Genomic DNA, 23,856 nt, shown 5'->3' with positions numbered 1-23,856 from the left:
GCCATGTCTTTCCTGTCGTTCTTCTTGGGCGAGAAGAAAAAAACCGCCTCGGTGGCCAAAGAGCGGCTGCAAATCATTCTGGCGCACGAGCGCAGTGGCCGGGGTGCCAGCCGCCCCGACTACCTGCCCGCCCTACAGCGCGAATTACTGGCGGTCATCTCCAAGTACGTGTCGATCAACGCCGAAGACATCAAAGTGCATCTGGAGCGCCAGGACAACCTGGAAGTGCTGGAAGTAAAAATCGAACTGCCCGAAGCCCTGCGCTGACATTGGAGATACGGATGAAACTATGGACTATCAGCTTGGCATTGGCTACCACCTGCATAGCCGCCCAGGCCGAGCAAATCGGTTCGGTCGATACGGCGTTTCAATGGATTGGACCGGACCACAAAATCGTCGTCGAAGCCTATGACGACCCGCTGGTGCAGGGCGTGACCTGCTTTGTGTCGCGGGCCAAAACCGGCGGCATCAAAGGTGGACTGGGCCTGGCAGAAGACAAGGCCGAGGCCTCGATTGCCTGCCGCCAGGTCGGCCCGATCAGCTTCACCAAGCCGCTGCCGCAAAGCGACGAAGTATTCAACGAGCGCCTGTCTATCTTGTTCAAAAAGCTGCGCATCGTGCGCATGGTGGACACAAAGCGCAACGCCCTGGTCTACCTGACCTACTCCGACAAGCTGATCGACGGCTCGCCGCAAAATGCCGTCACTGCCGTGGCGGTAGACCGCGGCACGGCCATTCCGCTTAAATAAGCTCAGGCCCAGTCGCTGGAGCTGTCACCGCCGCTGTCACCACCGACATCCAGCCCGTCGTCGTTGCCAAACACGTCGGTGTTGGCATCCGCGACGGATTGCGCCGCCTCGGGTGCAGCCGCCGTTGGCTCACTCAAGCCAAAAGCCGAAGCCGGTGTGCCCGCCAACGCATTGCTGCCATGGTGGCCCACCAGGCTCTCAATCCCCTGGAATAAAAACGCTCCTGCCGCCACGCCTGCAGCGGTGGTCGCCATGCTGGTCAGAAAGCTGGGGGCCTGGAAGCGCGAGGGCGCTGGCGCAACCGGTGCCGCCTGTGGGTAAGCAGGTGCTGCGGGTGCATAGGCCGCCGACGGCGCCGCCGCATACGATGGCGCTACGGGTGCCCGGCCCCAGCCGTTGGCATCCAGAAAATTAGCGCTTGCGGGTGCTGTGGCGGCTGCTGACCTGGCCTGCTGCAGCTCGGTTTGCAGGCTGGCGATCTGCGCCTGGGCCGCTTGCAAGGCGTTGTCTTGCAGCAGGCAGCGCTGCACCAGCAGATAGGCCGCGTCAGGCTGGCGTGCTACCGCGGTGCCTATCAGCGTCTGCGCCTCAGCGTCCAGCGCGGCGGCCTGTGCCTGGCCAAGTTGCTGCAAAAAGCGGCTCAGTTGGTCGCGTTCTTGGGTATTCATGGAAACCTCAACAGTGGTGGGAGTTGCACAGTAGATACCGCCCACACCCCCAAAATTCAATGCCTGTACCGGTCGTGGCAGTGAAGAGGTGGTAAAGATGGATAGAGCCCACTTTGTATTTGCTATTATTTTAATAGCTAAAAGCGCATGCAATACATGCGCTTTCACCCTATTTCTTATAAATTTTTGCACCCGAGCCTCAGCGAGCGGGTTAGCCCACTGGCCGCCAGTTTCCGCTGCGCAGCCCCCAGGACCGGCAACCCGGCACTAATGCGATACTCAAAGGCTTGCCCCGAGGAGCGGGTTGCCCCCTCCAGCAGCCCGCGCACACCCGGCGTTTGCGCTGACGGGCGCGATATTCGTCCTACTACCGCCCCTCTACCGCCCCACCACCACCCAGAAACCAGCCGCCTCCGGATGCGAATCGCCACAGCCTCGCCCTCCACGCCACCCTTGGCCACCGCACCACCGCCGCAGGTCAAAGGCTGGTGCCCTGGTGCCCTGCGTCCGATGCTGTCGGGCGACGGCCTGGTGGTCAGGGTGCGCCCACATGCTGGCAGGCTCACACCGGCCCAGGCCGCCGGTATCGCCGCGCTGGCCCGCCAGTATGGCAATGGCCTGCTGGACTTGACCAGCCGAGCCAACCTGCAACTGCGCGGTGTCCATCCCGAATCCCACGCCGCCTTGCTGCAAGGCCTGCACGCCCTGGGTCTGGTGGACGGCAGTGCAGACCAGGAATCCCGGCGCAACATCCTCGTCAACCCTTTCTGGCAGCCGGATGACGGCACGCAAACCATCGCCTCTGCACTGGCCAAAGCCCTGGCCGCCCCGGATGCCCCCGCACTGCCTGGTAAGTTCGGCTTCGCGGTGGACTGCGGCGTGCAAGCGGTGCTGCGGGCCAGCCCGGCCGACATCCGCATCGAACGCGGCCCCAGCGGCTACACCGTGCGCGCTGAGGGCTATGCCACGGGCAGCTGCGTCAGCGCCGGAGAAGTTGTACCCGCAGCGATGGCGCTGGCGCACTGGTTCGTAGCGCAGGGCGGCAAACGGATGGCGGCGCTGGCCCCCCAGCATGCCATGCCAGAACGCTTTCAGAGCAGCACCGATGTGTCAGCCACCGCTGCCCCACCCCAGCCAGGTGCAAACGCCATCGGCTGGCTGGTAGGTGCAGAATTTGGCCAGTTACAAGCCCACACCCTGGCCTCCCTGTCTACTTTGGGTGCACTGCGGCTGACTCCCTGGCGCATGCTGCTGGTAGAGGGCTTGCAGCATGCGCCCGATGTAGCCGGCCTGGTCACCCTGCCCTTGGATGCCCGCCTGAGGGTGGTCGCCTGCACCGGCGCACCCGGCTGCCTGCAAGCCGCCGCGGCCACCCGTCCGCTAGCCCGCGCACTGGCACATTTGGTTCCTATGGACCAGTTGCTGCATGTGTCCGGCTGCAGCAAGGGCTGCGCGCACCCGCGTGCTGCCCTGACATTGGTGGCCACACCGGCAGGCTTCAACCTGGTTCGCCACGGCACAGCAGCCTCAGCACCCGATCTGCTGGCCTTGGCACCCGAAACGATTGCTTCCTCTTTGTTCCCGACGCTCGATGCCCCACGTATTTGAAACCGATGGCGCAGCCATCTACCGCCAGTCCTTTGCCATCATCCGGGCCGAGGCCGACCTGGTCCGCTTCAACCCCATAGAAGAGCTGGCCGTGGTCCGCATGGTGCACGCCACCGGCATGGTCGGGCTGGAAGCCCAAGTGCGCTTTTCTGAAGGCATGGCCGAAGCCACCCGCGCGGCCCTGGAAGCCGGTGCGCCCATCCTGTGCGACGTGCGTATGGTCAGCGAGGGCATTACCCGCAGCCGCCTGCCCGCCGACAACGCTGTCATTTGCACGCTGAACGATGCCAAGGTACGCGACCTGGCCCAAAGCATGGGCACCACCCGCAGCGCTGCCGCATTGGAGCTGTGGCGGCCCCATCTCGCCGGTGCGGTGGTAGCCATCGGCAATGCCCCCACCGCGCTGTTCCACCTGCTCAACATGCTGCAAGACCCCAGTTGCCCGCGTCCGGCGGCCATCATCGGCTGCCCGGTGGGCTTTGTGGGTGCGGCCGAATCCAAGGCCGCGCTGATGGCTGCACCGCCCGTGCCCGCCATGGTGGTGCAAGGCCGCCTGGGTGGCAGCGCCATCACCGTCGCTGCCGTGAATGCACTCGCTTGCCGGAGGGAAATCTGATGGGCCGCATCCTCTGCGCGGGCTTGGGCCCCGGTGATCCGGACCTGATGAGCGTGCGCGCCGACCGCGCCATCCGCAGCGCCCGCCATGTGGCGTATTTCCGCAAAAAGGGCCGCCCGGGCCAGGCCCGGCGCATCGTGGACGGCATGCTGGCCCCCAACGCCATCGAGTACGCGATGGAATACCCGGTGACCACCGAGCTGCCGTTCGACAGCCCCGAATACATCGCCTGCCTGGCGGCGTTCTACGACGACTGGACCACCCGCCTGGCGACCCTGGCGCAAACCGAGGACGTACTGGTGCTGTGCGAAGGCGACCCGTTTTTTTACGGCTCCTTCATGCACCTCTACACCCGCCTCAAAGGCCGGGCCGAGGTGCAGGTGATTCCCGGCATTCCCGGCATGGTGGGCTGCTGGTCGGCCACTGGCACGCCCATCACCTGGGGCGATGATGTGCTGGTGGTACTGATGGGCACGCTGCCCGAGGCCGAACTGCTGCGCCACATGCAGTCTGCCGATGCCCTGGTGATCATGAAGACGGGCCGCAACCTGCCCCGCGTACGCAATGCACTCGCCAAGGCGGGCCGCCTGGACCAGGCCTGGCTGGTAGAGCGCGGCACCATGCCGGGTGAGCGTGTCGTGCCGCTGGCCGAGGTGGATGGCACCGACTGCCCCTACTTCGCCATCGTGCTGGTGCATGGCCATGGCCGCCGGCCCGAGGTGCTGGAATGAGCAGCGGTTGGCTGTGCATCGCGGGCCTGGGCCCCGGTGACCCCACCCTGGTCACGCCCGAGGTCACGCAGACATTGGCGGATGCCACCGACATCGTGGGTTATATCCCTTACGTCGCCCGCATCGCGCCGCGCACAGGGCTGACCCTGCATGCATCCGACAACCGGGTCGAGCTGGACCGCGCCCGCGCCGCCCTGGCGATGGCCGCTGAGGGCCGCCGCGTGGTGGTCGTATCGTCCGGCGATCCAGGCGTGTTTGCCATGGCCTCCGCCGTGTTCGAGGCACTGGAAAACCAGCCCGATTGGCAGGCGCTGGACATCCGTGTGCTGCCCGGCATCACCGCCATGCTGGCCGCCGCAGCCAAAGCGGGTGCGCCGCTGGGGCACGACTTTTGCGCCATCAACCTCAGCGACAACCTCAAGCCCGCCGCGCTGATCGAAGCCCGCGTGCGCGCCGCTGCCGGGGCTGACTTTGCCATGGCGTTCTACAACCCTCGCTCGGCCAGCCGCCCGCACACCTTTGGCCGCGTGCTGGAGATATTGCGCGAAACCTGCGGACCCCACCGTCTCATCACCTTTGCCCGCGCCGTGAGCACGCCGGAAGAAAAGCTGCGAACCGTCACCCTGGCCGAGGCCACGCCCGAGATGGCCGACATGCGCACCGTGGTGATTGTGGGCAACTCAACTACCCGCCGCGTGGGCCGCTTCGTCTATACTCCGCGCTTCATGCTATGAATTCAATAGCATTAGGCCAAGGTAATCCATTGGCAAGCGGCATTTACGGTGTGAACTGTCTGGCGCACGGGAATGAAAGGCCGGTCGATCAAAATTACCGGCAAACCCAGCTCCCGCGCCGCCGTCAGCTTGGCCTGCGCACCCGCGCCACCCGAGTTTTTGGACACCACATGTGTGATGCCGTGCGCCTGCAGCAAAGCACGGTCGCCCTCCAGGGTGAACGGCCCCCGGTCCAGCACCACCTCGCCACGCTCGGCAGGCAAGTCCAGCACCGGGTCCACCAGCCGCAACAGGTACCAATGCTGCGCACATGCCAAAAACGGTGCCAGGTGCTGGCGGCCAATGGCCAGGAACACACGGGCAGGCGTGGCGGGCAAGGCCTGCACCGCAGCAGCGATGTCCAGCACGTGTTGCCACACATCGCCGCTCTGGGCCTGCCACGCGGGCCGCTCCAGCACCAGCAGGAGCACGCCTGCAGCGGCACAGGCCTGCACGGCGTGGCTGCTCATTTGCGCGGCAAACGGGTGGGTGGCATCCACAACGTGGGTGATGCGCTCAACCTGCAAAAAAGCCTGCAAACCCGCCACCCCACCAAAGCCCCCCACGCGGGTGGGCAGCGGCTGGGCGACGGGCGCGCTGGTACGGCCTGCATACGAAAATATGCCGTCCACGCCCGCCTGCGCCAAGGCCTGGGCCAGGCGGCTGGCCTCCGTGGTGCCGCCCAATACAAGCACGCGTGGAAGGACCTGCGGAATGGCTGAACCCTGGCTGTCAATCATAGGTATCGGAGAAGATGGTCTGCATGGCCTTGGCGATGGTAGCCGCTCGGCCCTGGCCCAGGCGCAGCACGTCTTCGGCGGCGCGCGGCACCTGGCGCTGGCCGGAGTGGGCAGCCGGGGCCTGGAATGGCCCCTGCCCTTTGACATCGCCCCGGTGCTGGCCTTGCGCGGCCAGCCGGTGGCCGTATTGGCCTCGGGCGACCCGTTCTGGTTTGGCGCGGGCGGCAGCCTGGCAAGCCACCTGCTGCCCGGCGAATGGCAGGCTTTTCCGGCACCGTCTACCTTCTCAATAGCCGCATCGCGCCTGGCATGGCGGCTGGAAACCGTGCACTGCTTTGGTCTGCACGCCGCGCCCTTTGCCCGCAGCCGCTCTGCATTGCACAACGGTGCGCAACTGCTATGCCTGCTGCGCGATGGCCCGGCGGTGTGCGATTTTGCGCAGTGGCTGGTCCAGCAAGGCGCGGGTGCGTCCAGCGTGTGGGTGCTGGAAGCTCTGGGCGGCCCGCGCGAACGCATACGCCAGTGCGCGGCTAGCGCGCTGGACTTTGCAGACATCCAAAACCCGGTGGCCGTGGCCATTGAAGTCGTCGGTCTCCTGGGCTTGCCGCGCGCCCCCGGCATACCCGACAGTAGCTTTGCCCACGACGGACAAATCACCAAGTCGCCCATCCGCGCCCTCACCCTCAGCGCCCTGGCACCCCGCCCCGGCGAACACCTGTGGGACCTGGGCGCAGGCTCGGGTTCGGTATCGGTGGAATGGTGCCTGGCGGGCGGCACGGCCAGCGCGGTGGAGCAGCATGCCGAGCGCGTGGTGAACATCCGCGCCAACGCCGCATCCTTCGGCATCGACCACCGCCTGTGCGTGCACTTTGGCGCCGCGCAAGACCTGCTGGCTGGCCTGCCCACACCCCATGCCATTTTTGTTGGCGGTGGTTTTGATGCGGCCTTGTTCGGCAGCTTGCAGTCCGCAGCCCCCGCAGGCTGCCGCCTGGTAGTGAACGCGGTCACGCTGGAAACCGAATCCGCCCTGCTGCAACTGCATGCCCAGCATGGCGGCACCCTCTTGCGTATCGAGCTGGCGCAGGCCACGCCGCTAGGCCGTATGCGCGGCTGGCAGCCCAGCCGCCCGGTGGTGCAGTGGAGCGTGGTGCTGTGAGCGTGGCAGGCTTGGGGTTTAGGGCCGGGAGCCGCGTGGCATCTTTGCGCGCCGCTCTCCATGCTGCGCAACAAACCCACAGCGCGCCCCTCACCGCCCTGTCCACCGCCGCCGACAAGGCCAACCACCCCGCCCTGCTGCAACTCGCCGCCGAACTGCAGTTGCCCATCATCCCCATCCCCCTGCCACAGTTGGCAGCCCAAGCCGCCACACGCAGCGACCATGTGCCCGCCCGCTACGGCGCGCACAGCGTAGCCGAAGCTGCCGCGCTGGCCGCGGCGGGACCAAACGCCAACCTGGTATCCGCCCGCTGCGTCAGCCCCGACGGTCTGGCCACTGCCGCCATTGCCACCCCTGGAAATACCCTGAAATGACTGTCCACTTCATTGGCGCTGGCCCCGGCGCACCCGATCTTTTAACCCTGCGGGGCCGCGACCGGATTGCCGCCAGCCCGGTGTGCCTCTACGCAGGCTCCCTGGTGCCCGAGGGCGTGCTGGCCCACTGCCCGCCCGGTGCGCACATCGTCAATACGGCATCACTTTCACTGGAGCAGATACTGGCCGAGATCAGCGCCGCGCACGCCGCCGGGCAGGATGTGGCCCGCCTGCACTCGGGCGATTTGTCGGTGTGGTCGGCCATGGGCGAGCAACTGCGCGGCCTGCGGGTGCTGGGCATTCCGTACACCGTCACGCCCGGCGTGCCCGCGTTTGCGGCAGCGGCGGCCACGCTGGAGGCCGAGCTGACACTGCCGGGCCTGAACCAGTCGGTAGTGCTCACCCGCACCTCGGGCCGCGCGTCGGCCATGCCCAGCACCGAATCCTTGGCGAACTTTGCCGCCACCCAGGCCGTGCTGGCCATCCACCTGTCCATCCACGTGCTGCCGCGTGTGGTGGCCGAGCTGACTCCGCACTACGGAGCCGACTGCCCCGTGGCCGTGGTCTGGCGCGCCAGCTGGCCAGACGAACGCGTAGTGCGCGCAACGCTGTCCACCATCGAAGCGGCGGTGGGCGAGGGCATGGAGCGCACGGCCTTGATTCTGGTCGGCCACACCTTGGGCGCAGAAGAATTTGCCCACAGCCGCCTCTACGCAGGCGACTACGACCGCCGCTACCGCCCGCTGGGCACCGCGCCGCGCTTCCCGGCAGGCTCGGAATGATCGAGCTCTGCCTGGTCGGCATAGGCACCGGCAACCCCGACCACGTGACCCGCCAGGGCGTGAAAGCACTCAACGCCACGGACCTGATCCTGGTGCCGCGCAAAGGCGCAGGCAAAGCCGACCTGGCCGAACTGCGACTGCAACTGTGCAAAGCACTGGTGACCAACCCCGCCACCCAGGTCGTAAGCTTCGACATGCCGGTGCGCGATGCCGAAGACCCCGACTACCCCGCCGCCGTGCACCGTTGGCACGATGTGATTGCCGAGGTCTGGCTGGCCACCATCCGCGCCTATTTGCCCGCCGGTGAGACAAGCGTAAAGGTGGCCCTGCTGGTGTGGGGCGACCCCTCGCTGTACGACAGCACCCTGCGCATCGCCGAGCGCCTGGCGGTGCAGCTACCGGTGAAAGTGTCTGTGGTCCCCGGCATCACCGCCCTGCAAGCCCTCACCGCCGCCCACGCCATAGCGCTAAACGAGATCAACGCCCCCGTCACCATCACCACCGGCCGCCAACTCCGCGACTTTGGGTGGCCCGTGCATGCGGATACCGTGGCGGTGATGCTGGACGGGCATTGTGCGTTTCAGCATCTGGCACCGGAAGGCATCATGATTTGGTGGGGGGCTTATTTGGGGATGCCGCAGCAGATTTGCATTGCGGGGCCGCTGGCTGAAGTAGGTGCGCAGATTCTGGTGGAACGGCAAGCGGCGCGGGCAGCGCATGGGTGGGTGATGGATACGTATTTGATGCGGCGGGACACGCGGGGTTGATCGGCAGCTACGTCTGCAAAGCAGCGAGTCCAGTCGGTCGTGGCCATGTGATGAACTCACGGTCTCGGCCGCATTGCACTCGCTGGACATTCATGCGCGGGTTGGCCGAGCGCCTGCTGGTCTGGCGACTCTCAGATTCAAGGGTAGTGCCGGCGAGTTCCTCGACGCGGCAGGACTCGGGAACAAATTGCGCAGAAGACAACGACAATATCCGGGCCGAGGATCGAAAACTTTCCCGGTATTTACGACCCCAGAGAGGATGCAGATGAGAGAGTACTCCGAAGAAGATATCCAGGATCTCACGGATCGCGTGTTCCTGGCGAGGGAGCAGCTTCAGGCAGGGAAAGTGCACTTCGCAGCGCACCTCGCTGACGACTTCTTTCGCAGCTTCGAAGCCATTCGGCTTCGCGCGGACGGCAAGGTCGATCCTCGCACCGTGGACGGTCGCATCCGGTCCTTCACGCTTGCAATGGTCGCCATGCGTCAGCGAGAGGACGCCAAGAAGGCAGTGAGCCTCGCCGACATCCAGTCAGCGTATTTTGACTTTCTGTTCCAGCAGTTCGGTGTCTTCTACGAACCGATGATCAAGGCCGGAGGCAATCCCGGTCAGGCTGGGCGATTGATCTCCAACGATCCTAAGCTGGTGGAGAGCTTCATCAGAGGACTGCCAGAACTCGCTCAGGTCGTAAAGGAGTTCTGGAATTCCATCGCAGATGCTGCGGCGTATCACCTCCAAGACGGCACGCAGCTAAAGGCGACATTCGCTGGTGATCTATTCCCGGCATATTGGGAGAACGCCGTTTCGACGGCAGGCCTCTACGTGGACACCATCGTGCTGCCCTGCCCGATCATGCGTATAGCCCTGCTTCTCCATGTGATGCCGCCGAAGGAATTCGTTAGCATGCTCATTAAGCATACGTTCACTGCAATGGGCTATCGCGAGCTTGCGACAGCTGACATCTCCCCCCCTCTAGCCTTGGTTGTGCCCAACCCCTCGGACTTTGAAGACGATGGCAGGTCCGCCCTTGTGGCGGAATGCAAGCCGCTTATCTGCAAGCATGCGGGCTAACTGTTCGGACGGCAGTTCGAGTCGGTGGAGGACTTTCAGGAATTCTGCGGGAACCTCCCCACCGTAGAAAACGTGCTGGCGGAGTTGAAAGGGAAAGATCGGCTAATCTTCGACACAGAGTGGGGCAGCGAACCCAAGGCCCAGCTTGAACATGCGATGAAGGATGTGCTATTCCCAGGTCTGGATCCGAAGGTTGCCGGGAATCACGTCTTCAAGGCGTGTCTTGGCCGAATGCCGCAGGCTGTGGCTACGCAACGGAATGCACGGCATTTCGGAAGCACACCGCTGATCAACGCGGAAACGTCATGGCTGCACTACACCTGGATGCTGGAGTACGAGGGCACTCCTGTTCGCGCCGACGAGAAGGACCGCACAAGCATGCATGTAGTCAGGGCTTTGATGAGCGAAACAGGGAAAAACTTGGAATGGCTGGGCAACGTTCCCCCTGAAACCGTTCTGCAGATCCGCAAACAAGGACTTGCTGAAGAGGTTCGTGCAATCCTTGGGCACGGCGTGCCTGACCTTATCGGCATCAACCCAGACAACTATTTCAGAACTGCCGATCAAGTGGTCGAGAACCTTGAGCAGGCGTTTCGTGCCCACCAAAAAGCTATTGCTGAGGCAAGGCTCAAAAAGCTCAAGCTGTTTGGCATTGATGTGACGCAGTGCGTGGCAACAGGAGGATTGGCGGTGGCGGCCGCCCTAACTGGCAGCGTTGCACTAGGAGTGGCATCCGGCATCGTCGGCAGCGCTGGTTTTGCCAACCTCAAGGACATCAAGACCAAGTTCACCAATATCGTGGCCGAGGACCGGGCTAGAAAGCTCTCTCCCACTGGCCTCCTGTTCCGCCATGTCCGTAGATAGGACTCGTCACCCTTGTCCATGCTCTGAAGCCAGATGGGAGGCTGTTTTTCTGAGGCTGGCTTCGAAGCGGCATGGTGTTCGGCAACGCGAAGACGGCCGCTATGGTCGAAAGTAATCGGTCGTGACGATCGACCCGAACGACCGCTCGCAGCGTTTTGCCGACCATCGATCTAATCACCCCCAAGAACGGGTCAGCAGCTCATCCAACGCATCGGCAATAGCCTGCCCATGCTCAGCCAATGAGGTGACATGTCCCCCAAGCTGGTCCAGCGCCACCGACACCATGTCCAGCGGATGCAGCACCACCGGCACGCCCTCCACTTCAAACACAGGATTCATGCGAGAGCCCGCTGTGGCCGTATTCCCGGGGAGTGCGCTGCGGCGTACTAGCGGCACCACCATACGCCTGCGATAGCGGTCAAACAGGGAAGATTGGACGAGCACCACAAAAGGGATGGATTCTTTCAGCGCGCCCTTGTTGCGGTGGACATCAAACTGGGCCATTACAGGGTGGAGTGTTCGTCGGCAAATGAACCCACGGTGGCATGCACGGCATTCCAATCCATGGCCGCCGCATCCGCCTGCTGCTGGCGCGATAGGCGAGCTTGCTGTTGCTGGGCTACGTAGGCCGCCAGCAGCTCTTCCATGGTGGCTGAGAGGTTGCTGGTGTAAGTCTTGGCCTGTGCAACCAAGCCTTCGTTCAAGGTCAGGTTGACGGCGCGTTTACGAATAGGGGCAGTGGATGTGGCCAGCATGGCGGACTCCGGGTGTTGTATGTATGCGCATATTATGCGCATAGATCGCACAACGTAATTGCTATTTTATTCATAGCTGCTTGCGCAGGTACTAGCTGCGCAAGAGGCCAATTTGGCTTAAATACCCAATATGGGTATGTTCAACCCCAATTTGGGTATGACAAGCACACCACCTACCGAGCCGCGCGCACCGCCCCCGTATCCGCCAAGCCCACCCCCTTTAAAACAGCCAGCAACCCCGGCTGCACCCAGCGCTGGAACGCCAGGCCACCCACCAGGCCCATGCTGGCCCAGAACGACAGCGAGATCCAGGTGGTGGCCCAGATGAACTGGGTGCCGAGTTGGCGCAAGGCGGTTTGGGCCTCGGGGCCAAAGCCGGCCAGGGGGTCGGTGCTGATGTGCGGTGCGCCCACCACGTAGGGCAAGGCCAGCCAGGCAGCGGCAGCGGCCCAGCGCAGGGGACTGCGCAAACCGGCAATCGACGCACAAGCCAACGCGGCACTCACGGCGGCCAGCAGCCACCAGCCCTGGCGCGAACCCAGGCGGGCGGCATCCATGCCGGGTATCTCGGCATGCAAGCCCAGGGACGGCCAGAAGTGGAACACCAGCCAACCGGCGGCCGCCGTCCACAAAGCCAGGGGCAGCGCGCGCACGGACGCTCCGCGCCACAGGCACACACCCATCACCGCAAACACCAGCAGCGCCATGCTGAAGGCGTGCAAGCTGTTGGCCACCCAGGTCCAGCCGGTGCGCTCCAGGCCGTTTTCGGGCTCCCATTCAGGAACAGCAGTGTGGTCATGGGCCGCCGCTTCAGCATGCGCATGGGTAACAGGAGCCACCGATTCGGGAGCTTCGGCTTTTTGCGATTCATAGACCTCGGCGGCCAGAATCAACGGGGCGGCTTGCAGTTGCTGCACACCGGTTTGCACGCTGCCCACCACCACAGCGGTAGCCAGCGCCGCCCAAATCAATCGTTGAAAAATCATAATTTCTCCAGAAGTTTTTTACCCACTTTGCAATCGACACCCATCGCCCAGCCACAACGCACGCCTTCCAGAGCATCCGTGGAACTGGCTTTGCCAGGCCACTGGATGCGCCCCCTGCAAGGGGGTTGGCGGAAAGCGCTTCGCGCTGGAGCCTGGGGGTGAGCCACAAGCTCAATGGCAGGGTTTGACGGTGATGTGGCGCACGTCGTGCGCGGCGTTGTGCACCAGCGGGCTTTCGGCAAAGGCCACGCCGTACAGCACGACCATGCCGAGGGCGGCACCGGCAGCGAGCTGCAACAAAAGGCTGCGCACCGCGCTGGAGGTGCGAGGCAGTGCGGTGGTGGTGCACGGGTTGGTGGGTTGCATGCGGTACTCCTTGTGAAAAACGAAAAGGTGCGCCCGTGGGATTACGGATGCACTGCAAAAACTAAGCCGAACTGGCAGCCAACTCCAAAGGCGGCAGGCGCGCCAGGATGCCGCTGCGCAGCCGCTCCGGGCGGTCTTTGCGCAGCAGGTTGCCGTCGACACTGATGGCGTGCAACTGCGCGCAGGCCAGCACCTCGGCGGCGGTGGTGTCGTCGGCGACCAGATCGCCAAAGTAATAGGTGTACTTGCCCGGTGCCTGCAGCGCCACGGTGCAGGCGCGGGAGCAGCCGCTCATGCAGGCCAGGCCGCGCACGCGGATGCGGGCTTGCTGGGCAGTGTCCAAGTCCCAGGTGGCGACCTGCACGGCTTCCAGCAGCGCCTCGCCTGCAGCGGACACATCGCGCGAGACCCCGGCAGGTCGGCAGGTGGTACAGATGATGAGCTCGGTCACCGTGGGTAAAAAAACAGGTTCGGTCATGCGGAGGGTGTGTCTTTGCGTAATCGTTGAAAAATCAGCTGGCACTGGCCAGGCGGTATTCCGCGCCCCAGCGTGCGGCCCAGGCGGCGCATCGGCCGATGGCAGGTAGGTGGTTGTCGAAATCCATCACCACGGCATGCTCCACGCCGGTGGGCGTGGCGGGCTGCTCCAGGGTGCGGCCATCGGTGAGCAGCCACAGCCAAGCCGGGCCGCTGCTGCCACGCCTACGGGCCTGCGCCAGCAAGGTATTCGCCATGGCCAGTGCCTGCCGCAGCGGTGTTCCGCCGCCACCACCGCATTGGCGTACCCGCGCGGCACCGGCGGCGCGGGCTGGACCGGGGGGCAGCACTATGTCCACGCCACTACCGCCAAAACACAGCAGGCCCACGTGGTCGCCAGCGCGCGCCGCCAGCTCAACCAAACGAGCCGCATGGCCTTTGGCCAGAGCCAGACGGCCCCCTTGGCGCATGGAGCCCGAAGTGTCCAGCACGATCAGGTGCAGGCGCGGTGCGGCTGCAGCCTGGGGTTGGTAGCGCAGGTGGTCGCGCTGCAACGTGCGCGAACCTTTGGCCAGCAAGGTGCGCAGCCAGGCAATCGCCGGGCTGTTGCCTTGGGCTTTCGCCGCGGGTTTGAGGGAGGGTTGTATTTGCATGGAGGGGTTGCGCCACCGCACACTGCCAACCGATGGGGACGGCTGGCGGATGCGGTGGCTCAGGCTTTTTTTGCGGGCCAGGCTCCTGGGGATAGCACCCGGGTGGTGGGTGTGGGTTGTGGTGGCAGTGCACCCCAATCGCCCGAACCGCCCGAATCACTACAAGGGGCGGCAGCGCGAGACTGCGGTGGCTCTGTGCGCGGGTGGGTTCTGGTGTCTGCCGACGGCTCCACCGTACGGCGGTGCGCCAGCGCCAGCTCTGCCACGGCATCCACGTCCTGCGGGGTGACGGTATCGCGGCCTTCCAGGGCAGCCAGGGCGCGGGCGGCGCGCAGCATCACCAGGTCGGCACGCATGCCGTCCACGCCAGCGGCCAAGGCCAGCGCGGCGGCGTGTTGCAGCACGTTATCCGGCCATGCCAAGTAAGGAAGGGCAGCCTGCGCTGCGGCTACGGTGGCGGCCAACGCCTTCAACTGCGCTGCGTGCGCTGCCAACAGCGCCAGTGGGTCTTCGTCGAAGGCCAGGCGGGTGCGCAAAATGTCCAGCCGCTGCTGCGGGTCCAAGGGGTTGCCCAGCACCACCGACAGGCCAAAGCGGTCCACCAATTGGGACCGCAGTTCACCTTCTTCGGGGTTCATCGTGCCCACCAACGCGAATCGCGCTGCGTGCTGCTGCGAGATGCCGTCGCGCTCCACCGTGTTGACACCGCTGGCGGCCACGTCCAGCAGCGCGTCTACCAGCGCGTCGGGCAGTAGATTGACCTCGTCCACGTACAGCACGCCGTGGTGGGCGCGCGCCACCACTCCGGGGGCCAGGCGCAGTTGGCCGTCGCGCAGGGCATCTTCCACATTTAGCGTGCCCACCAGTTGCTCCAGGCTGGCGGCCAGCGGCAGGGTGACAAACGGTGCGTCCGGCAACAGCGCCGCCAATGCGCGCGCAGCCGTGGATTTGGCCGTGCCACGCGGGCCGCTGACCAGCACGCCGCCGATGCGCGGGTCGATGGCCAGCAGCAGCAGGGCGCGCTGCAGCAGCGGCTGGCCGACCAGGGCGGTGAAGGGGAATGCCACGCGGGTGGCGGTGTGCACAGGGGTCATGTCAGGATGCTTCCAAATGGTTTTCTAGCGCCAGCAGGTGGTCTGCTATGCGCTCGCGCTGGTCGCCCGGCTCGGCCCACAGGCCGCGGTCCATGGCTTCCAGCAGGCGCTCGCCGATGCTGCGCAGGGCCCCAGGGTTGTGCTGCTGCAGAAAGTCGCGGGTGTGGTCGTCGTGCACATAGGCATCGGCCACCAGCGCGTACTGGTGGTCGCCCACCACGCCGGTGGTGGCGTCAAAGGCAAACAGAAAGTCCACCGTGGCGGCGATCTCGAACGCCCCTTTGTAGCCGTGGCGCTTGATGCCGTCCAGCCACTTGGGATTGACGGCGCGGGAGCGCACCACGCGGGCCACCTCTTCGCCCAGCGTGCGGATGCGCGGCGCGCCGGGTACGCTGAAGTCGCCGTGGTACAGCGCGGCGGGCGTGCCGCTGAGGTGCTCTACGGCTGCGGCCATGCCGCCCATGAACTGGTAGTAGTCGCCGGAATCCAGAATGTCATGCTCGCGGTTGTCCTGGTTGTGCAGCACCGCGTCCAGCCCGGCGATGCGCTGGGCGAAGGCCTCGGGCGCGGCGGTGCCGTGCGCGTCTTGGCCATAGGCAAAGGCACCGGCGCGCAGGTAGGACTCGGCCAGCTCGGACCGCTCGGTCCAGTTGCCGCTGGCAATATTGGCCTGCACGCCCGCACCGTAGCCGCCGGGCCGGGGGCCAAACACGCGCCAGGTGGCGGCGCGCTCATCTGCTTGGACGGCCATCTCGGCCTGTACCCGTGCGCGGATGGGGTTGACATCGTCCGGTTCATCCTCAACCGAGATAGCAGCCACGGCGCGCACGGCGGTGTCGAACAGGTCAATCACATTCGGGAATGCGTCGCGGAAGAAGCCAGACACCCGCAGCGTCACGTCCACGCGCGGGCGGCCGAGCACGGTCATGGGCATGACTTCGATGTCCACCACGCGGTTGCTGCCCGGTGCCCACTTGGGCCGCACGCCGAGCAGCGAGAAGGCCTGCGCCACATCTTCGCCGCCGGTGCGCATGGTGCTGGTGCCCCAGACCGACAGGCCGATGGCCGTGGGGTAAGCGCCGTGGTCTTGCAAGTGCCGTTCCACCACCCGGTCTGCGCCCTTGGCACCCATGGCGTAAGCGGTTTGGGTGGGGATGGCGCGCGTGTCCACCGAGTAAAAGTTACGCCCGGTGGGCAGCACATCTGGCCTGCCGCGTGAGGGTGCGCCGCTGGGGCCGGGGGGGATAAAGCGCCCGTCCAGACCGCGCAACAACTGGCCGATTTCATTCGGGCCACAGGCATCGAGGCGCGGGGCGAGTGTGGTGTGCAGGCGCTCCAGCACTTGGGCGGTGTGGGGCCAAGTTTCTGGCGCAAGCCGTGCGCCGTCTTGCACCAGTTGCACGGCCAACAGCTCCAGCCGCTCGCGGGTGTGGCCTGCGTGGCGCCAGGGATCGGTGCTCAGGGCTTGCAAGACCTGCGGGCGTTCACTGGTCCAGGGTGCGGCCCAGTCGGGGCTGAGCGCATCAAAGCCTTGCAGCCCCAGGTCGTGCGCCAAGGCCACCGTCAGGCTGCCCTGCGCCGCACCCGCGCCCCCGGGGTAGCGGGCCAGGGCCACCAGGGTGTCTACCCGTTGGCGGCCGGTGGGGGACTGGCCGAAAGTGTGCAGGCCATCGCGGATTTGCGATTCCTTGATTTCGCACAGGTAGGCATCCAGGCGGCGCAGCAGGGCTTCACGCTGCGTGTCGTCGGTGGGTTGGGCGAAGCCGAGTTCGGCGTGCAGGCCGTCTGCCAGCACTTGCTCCAAAATGCTGGCGCGCAGCAGTTTGGCACGGCGCGGGTCTAGCGACAGGGCCTCGTAATACTCGTCCATGCGGCCTTCGAGTTGCTGCAAAGGCCCATAGGTTTCGGCCCGGGTCATGGCGGGCATCAGGTGGTCGATGATGACGGCCTGGGTACGGCGCTTGGCCTGCGCCCCCTCGCCGGGGTTGTTGACGATGAAGGGGTACAGGTGCGGCAGCGGCCCCAGAATGGCATCCGGCCAGCAGGCGGCTCCCAGCGCCACGCTTTTGCCAGGCAGCCATTCCAGGTTGCCATGGGTGCCCACATGCACCACCGCATCCACCGCGTAGGCGCGGCGCAGCCAGAAATAAAAGGCCAGGTAATTGTGGGTGGGCACCAGGTCGGCATCGTGGTAAGTGGCCACCAGGTCCAGGCCGCGCCCGCGTGCAGGCTGGTTACCCACAAACACATTGCCGTAGCGCTGGCCCGACACCATGAAGCGGCCTGCGCGCACCAGCGGGTCTTGCGCTGGCTGGCCCCACAGGGTGTTGATGGCGGCCTGGCTCTCAGCAGGCAGGGCGGCAAAATCTTGCAGGTAGTCCGCCATGGCCAGGCTTTGGCCTGCGGGGCGGTCGTCGTTGGCATCCAGCTTGTTGGTGATGCCGCGCACCAGATCGGCCATGAGCGCGTCGCCATGCTCTGGCACATCGCCAGTGGCATAGCCTGTGGCTTGCAGGGCCTGCAGGATGACGACGGTGGACGCAGGCGTGTCCAGCCCCACGCCGTTGGCCAGGCGGGCGTCGTCGTTGGGGTAATTGGCCAGCACCAGGGCCACGCGCTTATTGCTATTATTTTTATAGCGCAATGCGCACCATCTACTTGCGCTAGCGGCCACAAAGGCTATACGTTCCAGTTCGGGCTGGTAGCGCACCACGTCGATCTCGGCGCGCTCGCAGCGCCAGGCCAGGCCTTTGAAGCTGATGGGCCGGGTGCCGATGCGGCCATCCACCTCGGGCAGCACAATTTGCATGGCCAAGTCGCGCGGGGTAAGGCCGTGGGGGTCGTCTTGCCACTGGGCTTGGGAGCAACCGGCGGTGATGAGCTGCAACACGGGGGCGTCGCCTGCCAGCAGCACGGGCTGGGCCGTGTCTTCTTGCCCGTCCATCGCGCCCACGGCAAAACTGGTGGCGTTGAGCACCACGTCCACCTTGTGCTCTTGGGCCAAAGCATGCAGCAGCGCCATGCTGCTGGGGTTCTTGAGCGAGTCGAGCGCCACGGCCAGGGTGTTGAGGCCCTGCCCTTCCAGCGCGGCCAGCATGGCATCAAACGCCACGGTGTTGCCTGCCTGCCAATGCGCTTTGTAGAACACCAGCAAGGCCACGGGGGCCGCCTCGCGCCACAGTGTCTGGCCGATGGCGGGCGTGTAGCGGATAGCAGCGGGCACCACGGCTGCCGGTGCGGGACGCTCACCCTGGCCAAAGGCGGCGTGGGCGATCAGCTGGAAGAAGTTCTGGGCGTTGTCGCGCCCACCTTCGCGCAGGCAACGCCAGAGGTGGGTGCAGTCATCTTTTGTGGCGGTGCTTCGCAACAGGAGCTGCGCGTCTTCCACACATTCACCCGACACCATCACCAGCCACTGGCCGCGCGCCTGGGCAGACTCGCAGACCTGGTCCACGATGTAGGCCCAGTCGCTGGGGCTGCCCAAGTGCTCGATGACAATGGCCTTAGCGTGGCGCAGCACGTCGTCCATGTACATGTCGATCGACGCGGGCTGGCGCAGCCACATTAGGTTGGCCAAGCGCACACGGGGAAAGTCATCCGGCAGGCCGCTGGCCACTTCGGCGAGCAGGGACAACGTGGTGTCCGCCACGGTAAGCACCACGATGTCACCCGGCGTTTGCGCCACGCGCACCACCCCCAGGCCATCGTCTTCAACATGGCCGCCAGGGCGGGTAGACAGTAGGTGCATGTTTTATTTCACTCAGCAGAAACGGTTGTGGCGCGCCGTAGAGGGTGGTGTGGGTAGCTCCGCGAATGTCCCCCGCAGCGGCCTAGGGCCGGCTGCTCCTCCTTTATTTCGCTACGCCACCCACACCACCCTCTACGGAAACCAGCATGCGGCTTGTGCATCGGTTGAACAAGCCGAAACTCAACAGGCGTTGGTCGATGGGGTGCTCTGCGCAGCGGCATAAAGGAGGAGCCCGCAGGGCGGAGGACAGCCGCGGAGCAGAGTGCCCCGTCGGCCGACGTCCACCACCAACGTACAACATCAGCCTGCATTCGGTGTTAACCCAAAGCCGCCTGCAACTCCGCCTGCAACACACCCGCATCCAGGTGGTCGCCAATCACAACCAGGCGCGTCACACGGGTTTCATCGGCACGCCAGGCCCGGTCGAAATAGCTGTCAAACCGCTGCCCCACCCCCTGCACCACCAGGCGCATCGCAGCCCCCGGCACGGCCACAAAGCCTTTGACGCGGTAGATCTCGTGGCGCTGCACCAGGGCGGCTAGCGCAGTGAGCAGCTTGGCGCGGTCGGTCACGGTCAGCGCGACCGACACCGAGTCGAAGGCATCGTGGTCGTGGTCTTCTTCTGCGTCGTGGTGGGTTTTGCGGGCGTCGATCACATCTTCCACCGCGCGCTCCAGACCCAGCAGCACATCCATCGGCACATTGCCGTGCGATGCACGCACCAGCTTCACACCGGCGGGGGCTTCTGCGCGGATGGTGGCCTCCACGGCTTCCAGGGCGGCGGCATCCATGCCGTCTACTTTGTGGACGATCACCAGGTCGGCCGTGGCCAACTGGTCTTCAAACAGTTCGTGCAGGGGGGAATCGTGGTCCAGGTTGTCGTCGGCGCGGCGCTGGGCGTCCACGGCCACCGGGTCGTCGGCAAAGGTGCCTGCGGCCACGGCGGGCGCGTCCACCACGGTGATGACTGCGTCCACGGTGAAGGCATTGCGTAGCGCGGGCCACTGGAAGGCCTGCACCAGCGGCTTGGGCAGGGCCAGGCCGGACGTTTCGATCACCAGGTAGTCGATCTGGTCGCGGCGGGCGGCCAGTTGCTCCATCACCGGGGCAAATTCTTCCTGCACGGTGCAGCACAGGCAGCCGTTGGCCAACTCGAACAGTTGGCCGTTTTCGACACCATTCTCATCGCAGCCAATGCCGCAGCCGCGGAGCAGCTCGCCGTCTATGCCCAGTTCGCCAAACTCGTTGACGATGACGGCGATGCGGCGGCCTTGGGCGTTGGTCAGCAGGTTGCGCAGTAGCGTGGTTTTGCCGCTGCCGAGAAAGCCGGTGACGATGGTGGCGGGAATTTTCTTGGTTTGCATTTTGTTTACTTCTCAAAAATCAATCTTCGATGCCACGTTGGGCCGGGACACCCGCTTTGAAGTGGTGCTTGATGAGGGTCATCTCGGTCACGGTGTCGGCCAGTTCCACCATTTCAGCGGGCGCGCCACGGCCTGTGAGCACCACGTGCACGTGGTGCGGACGCTCGCGCAAGCAGGCCAGTACGGGCTCCAGCGCGATCCAGCCGTAGCGCAGCGGGTACATGATTTCGTCCAGCACCACCATGAAATGTTCGCCCGCCCGTACCGTGGCCTCGGCCTGGGCCCAGCCGGCCTGGGCCAGCTCGGCGGAATGGTCGATGTCGCGGCTCTTCCAGCTGAAGCCGTCACCCAGCCCAATGATGGGGATGCCGAGTTGCTCGAACAAACGGTGCTCGCCAAAGCGCGCGGTCGGCACCTTCATGAACTGGTAGACCTTGACCGCCTTGCCCCGGCCATGGGCGCGCAGGGCCAGGCCGAAGGCAGCCGTGCTTTTGCCCTTGCCGGTGCCGGTGTGCACGATGACCAGGCCGCGCCGCTCGCCCTGGGGCTTGGGGGTGTCGCGCAACAGGGGTGGGGATTCAATTTCCATAAGAGGTCTTGGTAGATCAGCCCGGCGCAAACAGCTGCGCCACGGCGTGGGGATTTGACGGAAAGTACATGTGCATGAACGAGGCGTGCAGACGGCGGCTGCGGTACACCGGCTCGGCATGGCTGCGTGCGCGCTGCGGTTCGGTAAAGACCACGGCGGGCTCGGCACTGTCCATGCGCGCATGGTGAAAACTGTGGCCGCGCAGTCGGCCTTCGGGCAGCTGTACTGCGTGCATGCCCAGGTTCACAAAGCGCTTTTGCAAGGCCGCCGTGCCGGGCAGCAGACCCCACATGGGCACTGCGATGCCGTCGTGCGCCGCCAAGCTGTCCAGCAGAGCCAGCATGCCGCCACATTCGGCCACGATGGGCTGGCCCTGGGCGTGGTGGGCGCGGACCGCCTCCCGCATCGCATGGTTGGCGTGCAGTGCGCCCAGGTGCAGTTCGGGGTAGCCGCCCGGCAGGTACAGGCTGTCGGCATGCGGCAGGGTGGTGTCATGCAAGGGCGAGAAGAACACCAGCTCGGCACCCAGCGCGCGCAAGGTGTCCAGGTTGGCGGCGTACAGGAACGAGAACGCGGCATCGCGTGCCACCGCGATGCGCACGCCCTGCAACAGCGGCGGCAGCGGCTCGGCGGCCACCGGCTCGAAGCGTACCGGGCTGGCCATGCCTTCCACACTGGGCCCGATGGCCTGGGCGGCGCGGGCAATGCGTTCGTCCAGCTGCGCCACTTCATGGGCCTGCACCAGGCCCAGATGGCGCTCGGGCAAGGCGTAGTCGGCCGAGCGTGGCATGGCGCCGAACCAACGCAAACCGGCAGGCAGGCTCATCTGCAGCATCTGCGCGTGGCTGTCGCTGCCCACGCGGTTGGCCAGCACCCCGGCGAACTGCAAACCGGCCCGGTAGGTCGACAAACCGTGGGCCACGGCGCCAAAGGTCTCCGCCATGGCGGACCCGTCAATCACCGCCAGCACCGGCAGGCCGAGTGCCTGGGCCAGGTCGGCGCTGCTGGGCGTGCCGTCGAACAAGCCCATCACGCCCTCGACCAGAACCACATCGGCCTCCAGCGCCGCCGCATGCAGCAGCGCCCGGCAATGGGCTTCGCCGCCCATCCACAGGTCCAGCTGGTAGACCGGGTGGCCACTGGCGCGTTCCAGAATCATGGGGTCCAGAAAGTCGGGGCCGGTTTTGAACACGCGCACCCTGCGGCCCTGGCTGCGGTGCCAGGCGGCCAGCGCGGCCGTGACGGTGGTTTTGCCCTGGCCGGAAGCAGGAGCCGACACCAGCAGTGCATCGCACACTTTTGGCATCAAATTGGCCTCCAGCGCATATAGGATCTGCGCAGGCAGCTATAAATTTGGTAGTAAATGGTATTGTCCTCCACGCCCGCCGCGCGACAGTTGGGTCGGTGTGGTTTCAGGGGGTAAAGGCATCAGAAGACGGCTCGGGTTCTGGGCGTGCAGCCTATGCCGCCCCGTAAAGCCTGTACGTCTGCTGAGTTTTGCCCGCCGCAAAGCCACTCTCGGGTCAATAGGCCGGTCTCCGGGCTGGCGAGCGAAGAGCCTGGGCTCTTCTGCAAAAACCACCTTCCCATGCAGGCTGTGCACAGTGGTGAGGACCCAGTCCCTGGAATTCGCTTTGACTCGCTTACCGTTGCGGGGGCAGCGTCGGTATTGCACCGACTTCCCGTTTAATCCTTGTTACCTTACTGGTAGGTCTGGCTTCAGGACACCTGTTGACATGGTTTGAGTGTAGCAGCGTAACTTTTCAGGATTCAAACCCGCAGCCCGGTCTGTACCGCCTGCTTCAGCGCCACGCCAATCAGGTCCAGAAATGCGGAGCGCATGCGCCAGCGGTGCCAGTACAGTGCCACGTCCAGATGCTCACCGGGCAGGATGTCGATCAGCTCACCGGCCGCAATGCCTTCTACCACCAGCGCCTCTGGTGCCAGGCCCCAGCCCAGGCCGCGCTTCACAGCGTGTACAAAGCCGCGCACCGAGGGAATGAAATGTGTCGGCGACAGCGGTGCCGCGTTGGCGCGCTGGGCGATCAGCAGGTCATGCAGCCGGTCTTTGCGGTTGAAGCCCAGCATCGGGGCCTGGTGCAAGGCGGCCTCACGGTCGGCGGCAGAAAAATAGGTCTGGGCAAAAGCCGGCGACGCCACCGCCAGATAGCGCATCACGCCCAGCACTTCGGCGGTACAGCCGTGGATCGGGTCGGGGCTGGAGCTTACCGCGCCCATCACCGTGCCTTCGCGCAACAGCACCGCGGAATGGTCCTGGTCTTCCACGCGGATATCCAGGCACATCGGCAAGCCGGACGGCAGCACATCCAGCACCGACAAAAACCAGGTTTCCAGCGAATCCACATTCACCGCGATCGGCACCCGCTGCAGCGTGCCACCCAGCATTTCGGGCGCGCCGACTTCACCCAGCATCTCGGCCTCCAGCATGGACACCTGCTCGGCAAACCGCGCCAACACCATGCCAGCACTGGTCGCCTGGGTCGGCGTGGTGCGCTGCAACAGCACCTGGCCAAGGTGCTCTTCCAGCTGCTTGACGCGCTGGCTGATAGCCGAGGGCGTGACATGCAGCCGCTTGGCGGCCGCCTCAAAACTGCCTTCGCGCAAAACCATCGCAAAAGCCGCCAGATGCGCGTTGTCTATTTTCATAATTTAGAAATACTAAACCATCGTTAAAAAAATTAGTTTTGTTTCTTTTTCAATGCCCACTAAGCTGCGGCACCCTGACATCCAAGGGTGATTTGCCAGCGCAAGGGCAAACCCTCAACCACCGCATCCCCACCGAGAACCCCGATGAAAAAACTCCTACTGACTTTCGCATTGACCGCCCTCGCTGCTGCCGCCCTGGCGCAAGGCAAAGACCTCAAAGTCGCCATCGACCCGACCTACGAACCCTTCACCTTCAAGAC

26 protein-coding genes and 1 riboswitch are annotated in these 23,856 nt (G+C 65.1%); of the genes, 12 read left to right on the top strand and 14 right to left on the bottom strand.

What is annotated here, in order from left to right:
- Window positions 1-3 precede the first annotated feature (3 nt).
- Both minE and AC097L_RS12420 read left to right on the top strand, forming a co-directional pair.
- A complete protein-coding gene (minE, locus tag AC097L_RS12425; protein ID WP_295953647.1) occupies window positions 4-267 on the top strand; it encodes a cell division topological specificity factor MinE in 264 nt (87 codons plus the stop codon).
- A 14-nt stretch (window positions 268-281) separates the two neighbouring features.
- A complete protein-coding gene (locus AC097L_RS12420; RefSeq protein ID WP_479586746.1) occupies window positions 282-749 on the top strand; it encodes a CreA family protein in 468 nt (155 codons plus the stop codon).
- A gap of 2 nt (window positions 750-751) precedes the next feature.
- Here AC097L_RS12420 and AC097L_RS12415 read toward each other — a convergent pair whose 3' ends face one another.
- A complete protein-coding gene (locus tag AC097L_RS12415) occupies window positions 752-1,417 on the bottom strand; it encodes a DUF2076 family protein (protein WP_479586745.1) in 666 nt (221 codons plus the stop codon).
- 417 nt (window positions 1,418-1,834) lie between these two features.
- On the opposite strand from AC097L_RS12415, the gene cobG reads away from it, so the two are divergent.
- The 4 genes from cobG to cobJ are packed head-to-tail and all read left to right on the top strand — an operon-like array spanning window position 1,835 to window position 5,106.
- Window positions 1,835-3,025, top strand: a complete 1,191-nt coding sequence (gene cobG / locus AC097L_RS12410) for a precorrin-3B synthase (protein ID WP_479586744.1) — start codon at window positions 1,835-1,837, stop codon at window positions 3,023-3,025.
- Window positions 3,009-3,641, top strand: a complete 633-nt coding sequence (locus AC097L_RS12405) for a precorrin-8X methylmutase (RefSeq protein WP_479586743.1) — start codon at window positions 3,009-3,011, stop codon at window positions 3,639-3,641. Before cobG ends, AC097L_RS12405 begins: the two co-directional genes overlap by 17 nt.
- Window positions 3,641-4,372, top strand: coding sequence for a precorrin-2 C(20)-methyltransferase (locus AC097L_RS12400; protein WP_479586742.1), 732 nt, complete (start codon window positions 3,641-3,643; stop codon window positions 4,370-4,372). The genes AC097L_RS12405 and AC097L_RS12400 overlap by 1 nt, the downstream gene beginning before the upstream one ends.
- On the top strand, window positions 4,369-5,106 hold the full coding sequence (cobJ, locus tag AC097L_RS12395) for a precorrin-3B C(17)-methyltransferase (protein ID WP_479586741.1): 738 nt from the start codon (window positions 4,369-4,371) through the stop codon (window positions 5,104-5,106). The genes AC097L_RS12400 and cobJ overlap by 4 nt, the downstream gene beginning before the upstream one ends.
- Window positions 5,107-5,117: 11 nt before the next feature.
- On the opposite strand, the gene AC097L_RS12390 is transcribed toward cobJ, so the two are convergent.
- Window positions 5,118-5,885, bottom strand: coding sequence for a cobalt-precorrin-6A reductase (locus tag AC097L_RS12390; protein WP_479586740.1), 768 nt, complete (start codon window positions 5,883-5,885; stop codon window positions 5,118-5,120).
- On the opposite strand from AC097L_RS12390, the gene cbiE reads away from it, so the two are divergent.
- The 6 genes from cbiE to AC097L_RS12360 all read left to right on the top strand — a co-directional run bounded on the left by cbiE (window position 5,860) and on the right by AC097L_RS12360 (window position 10,897).
- Window positions 5,860-7,041 carry a precorrin-6y C5,15-methyltransferase (decarboxylating) subunit CbiE gene (gene cbiE, locus AC097L_RS12385; protein ID WP_479586739.1) on the top strand — a complete coding sequence of 394 codons (1,182 nt, stop codon included), beginning with the start codon at window positions 5,860-5,862 and terminating at the stop codon, window positions 7,039-7,041. The two genes, AC097L_RS12390 and cbiE, sit on opposite strands and share 26 nt — an antisense overlap.
- Complete coding sequence (locus AC097L_RS12380; protein WP_479586738.1) at window positions 7,023-7,415, top strand: cobalamin biosynthesis protein; 393 nt, start codon at window positions 7,023-7,025, stop codon at window positions 7,413-7,415. Before cbiE ends, AC097L_RS12380 begins: the two co-directional genes overlap by 19 nt.
- Entirely contained in the window at window positions 7,412-8,197 is a 786-nt protein-coding gene (cobM, locus tag AC097L_RS12375; protein WP_479586737.1) for a precorrin-4 C(11)-methyltransferase, read from the top strand. The genes AC097L_RS12380 and cobM overlap by 4 nt, the downstream gene beginning before the upstream one ends.
- A complete protein-coding gene (gene cobF / locus AC097L_RS12370) occupies window positions 8,194-8,964 on the top strand; it encodes a precorrin-6A synthase (deacetylating) (protein WP_479586736.1) in 771 nt (256 codons plus the stop codon). The genes cobM and cobF overlap by 4 nt, the downstream gene beginning before the upstream one ends.
- Window positions 8,965-9,229: 265 nt before the next feature.
- Window positions 9,230-10,033 carry a hypothetical protein gene (locus AC097L_RS12365; RefSeq protein ID WP_479586735.1) on the top strand — a complete coding sequence of 268 codons (804 nt, stop codon included), beginning with the start codon at window positions 9,230-9,232 and terminating at the stop codon, window positions 10,031-10,033.
- A 72-nt stretch (window positions 10,034-10,105) separates the two neighbouring features.
- Entirely contained in the window at window positions 10,106-10,897 is a 792-nt protein-coding gene (locus tag AC097L_RS12360) for a hypothetical protein (protein WP_479586734.1), read from the top strand.
- 174 nt (window positions 10,898-11,071) lie between these two features.
- On the opposite strand, the gene AC097L_RS12355 is transcribed toward AC097L_RS12360, so the two are convergent.
- The 12 genes from AC097L_RS12355 to AC097L_RS12300 all read right to left on the bottom strand — a co-directional run bounded on the left by AC097L_RS12355 (window position 11,072) and on the right by AC097L_RS12300 (window position 23,596).
- Window positions 11,072-11,401 (bottom strand): CcdB family protein, encoded by a 330-nt coding sequence (locus AC097L_RS12355; RefSeq protein WP_479586733.1) that lies wholly within the window; start codon window positions 11,399-11,401, stop codon window positions 11,072-11,074.
- Window positions 11,401-11,652: a type II toxin-antitoxin system CcdA family antitoxin gene (locus AC097L_RS12350; protein WP_479586732.1), complete on the bottom strand. Its 252-nt coding sequence runs from the start codon at window positions 11,650-11,652 to the stop codon at window positions 11,401-11,403. Before AC097L_RS12350 ends, AC097L_RS12355 begins: the two co-directional genes overlap by 1 nt.
- A gap of 173 nt (window positions 11,653-11,825) precedes the next feature.
- Window positions 11,826-12,638, bottom strand: coding sequence for a CbtA family protein (locus AC097L_RS12345; protein WP_479586731.1), 813 nt, complete (start codon window positions 12,636-12,638; stop codon window positions 11,826-11,828).
- 171 nt (window positions 12,639-12,809) lie between these two features.
- A complete protein-coding gene (locus tag AC097L_RS12340; RefSeq protein ID WP_479586730.1) occupies window positions 12,810-13,004 on the bottom strand; it encodes a CbtB domain-containing protein in 195 nt (64 codons plus the stop codon).
- Between the two features lie 61 nt (window positions 13,005-13,065).
- Window positions 13,066-13,482, bottom strand: coding sequence for a DUF1636 family protein (locus tag AC097L_RS12335; protein WP_479586729.1), 417 nt, complete (start codon window positions 13,480-13,482; stop codon window positions 13,066-13,068).
- A 34-nt stretch (window positions 13,483-13,516) separates the two neighbouring features.
- Window positions 13,517-14,134: a vWA domain-containing protein gene (locus AC097L_RS12330; protein ID WP_479586728.1), complete on the bottom strand. Its 618-nt coding sequence runs from the start codon at window positions 14,132-14,134 to the stop codon at window positions 13,517-13,519.
- Between the two features lie 59 nt (window positions 14,135-14,193).
- Window positions 14,194-15,228 carry an ATP-binding protein gene (locus tag AC097L_RS12325; RefSeq protein WP_479586727.1) on the bottom strand — a complete coding sequence of 345 codons (1,035 nt, stop codon included), beginning with the start codon at window positions 15,226-15,228 and terminating at the stop codon, window positions 14,194-14,196.
- Window position 15,229: 1 nt separating this feature from the next.
- Window positions 15,230-18,976 (bottom strand): cobaltochelatase subunit CobN, encoded by a 3,747-nt coding sequence (cobN, locus tag AC097L_RS12320; RefSeq protein WP_479586726.1) that lies wholly within the window; start codon window positions 18,974-18,976, stop codon window positions 15,230-15,232.
- A gap of 317 nt (window positions 18,977-19,293) precedes the next feature.
- Window positions 19,294-20,340, bottom strand: a complete 1,047-nt coding sequence (cobW, locus tag AC097L_RS12315; RefSeq protein WP_479586725.1) for a cobalamin biosynthesis protein CobW — start codon at window positions 20,338-20,340, stop codon at window positions 19,294-19,296.
- Window positions 20,341-20,359: 19 nt separating this feature from the next.
- Window positions 20,360-20,929 carry a cob(I)yrinic acid a,c-diamide adenosyltransferase gene (gene cobO, locus AC097L_RS12310; RefSeq protein WP_479586724.1) on the bottom strand — a complete coding sequence of 190 codons (570 nt, stop codon included), beginning with the start codon at window positions 20,927-20,929 and terminating at the stop codon, window positions 20,360-20,362.
- Window positions 20,930-20,945: 16 nt separating this feature from the next.
- Window positions 20,946-22,235 (bottom strand): cobyrinate a,c-diamide synthase, encoded by a 1,290-nt coding sequence (locus AC097L_RS12305; protein ID WP_479586723.1) that lies wholly within the window; start codon window positions 22,233-22,235, stop codon window positions 20,946-20,948.
- 206 nt (window positions 22,236-22,441) lie between these two features.
- Window positions 22,442-22,676: riboswitch (cobalamin riboswitch) on the bottom strand.
- A gap of 23 nt (window positions 22,677-22,699) precedes the next feature.
- Entirely contained in the window at window positions 22,700-23,596 is an 897-nt protein-coding gene (locus tag AC097L_RS12300; protein WP_479586722.1) for a LysR family transcriptional regulator ArgP, read from the bottom strand.
- Window positions 23,597-23,856: the final 260 nt, after the last annotated feature.

The organism is Rhodoferax sp. RT5P35, from assembly GCF_056521385.1.
The sequence above is the reverse complement of the archived record's forward strand: the minus strand, read 5'-3'. Positions and strand labels throughout refer to the sequence as shown.

What these genes read in the sequence shown, in the direction of transcription:
- minE (WP_295953647.1), top strand. Translation starts at nt 4, where the DNA reads ATGTCTTTCCTGTCGTTCTTCTTGGGCGAGAAGAAAAAAACCGCCTCG.
- AC097L_RS12420 (WP_479586746.1), top strand. Translation starts at nt 282, where the DNA reads ATGAAACTATGGACTATCAGCTTGGCATTGGCTACCACCTGCATAGCC.
- AC097L_RS12415 (WP_479586745.1), bottom strand. Translation starts at nt 1,417, where the DNA reads ATGAATACCCAAGAACGCGACCAACTGAGCCGCTTTTTGCAGCAACTT.
- cobG (WP_479586744.1), top strand. Translation starts at nt 1,835, where the DNA reads ATGCGAATCGCCACAGCCTCGCCCTCCACGCCACCCTTGGCCACCGCA.
- AC097L_RS12405 (WP_479586743.1), top strand. Translation starts at nt 3,009, where the DNA reads ATGCCCCACGTATTTGAAACCGATGGCGCAGCCATCTACCGCCAGTCC.
- AC097L_RS12400 (WP_479586742.1), top strand. Translation starts at nt 3,641, where the DNA reads ATGGGCCGCATCCTCTGCGCGGGCTTGGGCCCCGGTGATCCGGACCTG.
- cobJ (WP_479586741.1), top strand. Translation starts at nt 4,369, where the DNA reads ATGAGCAGCGGTTGGCTGTGCATCGCGGGCCTGGGCCCCGGTGACCCC.
- cbiE (WP_479586739.1), top strand. Translation starts at nt 5,860, where the DNA reads ATGGCTGAACCCTGGCTGTCAATCATAGGTATCGGAGAAGATGGTCTG.
- AC097L_RS12390 (WP_479586740.1), bottom strand. Translation starts at nt 5,885, where the DNA reads ATGATTGACAGCCAGGGTTCAGCCATTCCGCAGGTCCTTCCACGCGTG.
- cobM (WP_479586737.1), top strand. Translation starts at nt 7,412, where the DNA reads ATGACTGTCCACTTCATTGGCGCTGGCCCCGGCGCACCCGATCTTTTA.
- cobF (WP_479586736.1), top strand. Translation starts at nt 8,194, where the DNA reads ATGATCGAGCTCTGCCTGGTCGGCATAGGCACCGGCAACCCCGACCAC.
- AC097L_RS12365 (WP_479586735.1), top strand. Translation starts at nt 9,230, where the DNA reads ATGAGAGAGTACTCCGAAGAAGATATCCAGGATCTCACGGATCGCGTG.
- AC097L_RS12355 (WP_479586733.1), bottom strand. Translation starts at nt 11,401, where the DNA reads ATGGCCCAGTTTGATGTCCACCGCAACAAGGGCGCGCTGAAAGAATCC.
- AC097L_RS12350 (WP_479586732.1), bottom strand. Translation starts at nt 11,652, where the DNA reads ATGCTGGCCACATCCACTGCCCCTATTCGTAAACGCGCCGTCAACCTG.
- AC097L_RS12345 (WP_479586731.1), bottom strand. Translation starts at nt 12,638, where the DNA reads ATGATTTTTCAACGATTGATTTGGGCGGCGCTGGCTACCGCTGTGGTG.
- AC097L_RS12340 (WP_479586730.1), bottom strand. Translation starts at nt 13,004, where the DNA reads ATGCAACCCACCAACCCGTGCACCACCACCGCACTGCCTCGCACCTCC.
- AC097L_RS12335 (WP_479586729.1), bottom strand. Translation starts at nt 13,482, where the DNA reads ATGACCGAACCTGTTTTTTTACCCACGGTGACCGAGCTCATCATCTGT.
- AC097L_RS12330 (WP_479586728.1), bottom strand. Translation starts at nt 14,134, where the DNA reads ATGCAAATACAACCCTCCCTCAAACCCGCGGCGAAAGCCCAAGGCAAC.
- AC097L_RS12325 (WP_479586727.1), bottom strand. Translation starts at nt 15,228, where the DNA reads ATGACCCCTGTGCACACCGCCACCCGCGTGGCATTCCCCTTCACCGCC.
- cobN (WP_479586726.1), bottom strand. Translation starts at nt 18,976, where the DNA reads ATGCACCTACTGTCTACCCGCCCTGGCGGCCATGTTGAAGACGATGGC.
- cobW (WP_479586725.1), bottom strand. Translation starts at nt 20,340, where the DNA reads ATGCAAACCAAGAAAATTCCCGCCACCATCGTCACCGGCTTTCTCGGC.
- cobO (WP_479586724.1), bottom strand. Translation starts at nt 20,929, where the DNA reads ATGGAAATTGAATCCCCACCCCTGTTGCGCGACACCCCCAAGCCCCAG.
- AC097L_RS12305 (WP_479586723.1), bottom strand. Translation starts at nt 22,235, where the DNA reads ATGCCAAAAGTGTGCGATGCACTGCTGGTGTCGGCTCCTGCTTCCGGC.
- AC097L_RS12300 (WP_479586722.1), bottom strand. Translation starts at nt 23,596, where the DNA reads ATGAAAATAGACAACGCGCATCTGGCGGCTTTTGCGATGGTTTTGCGC.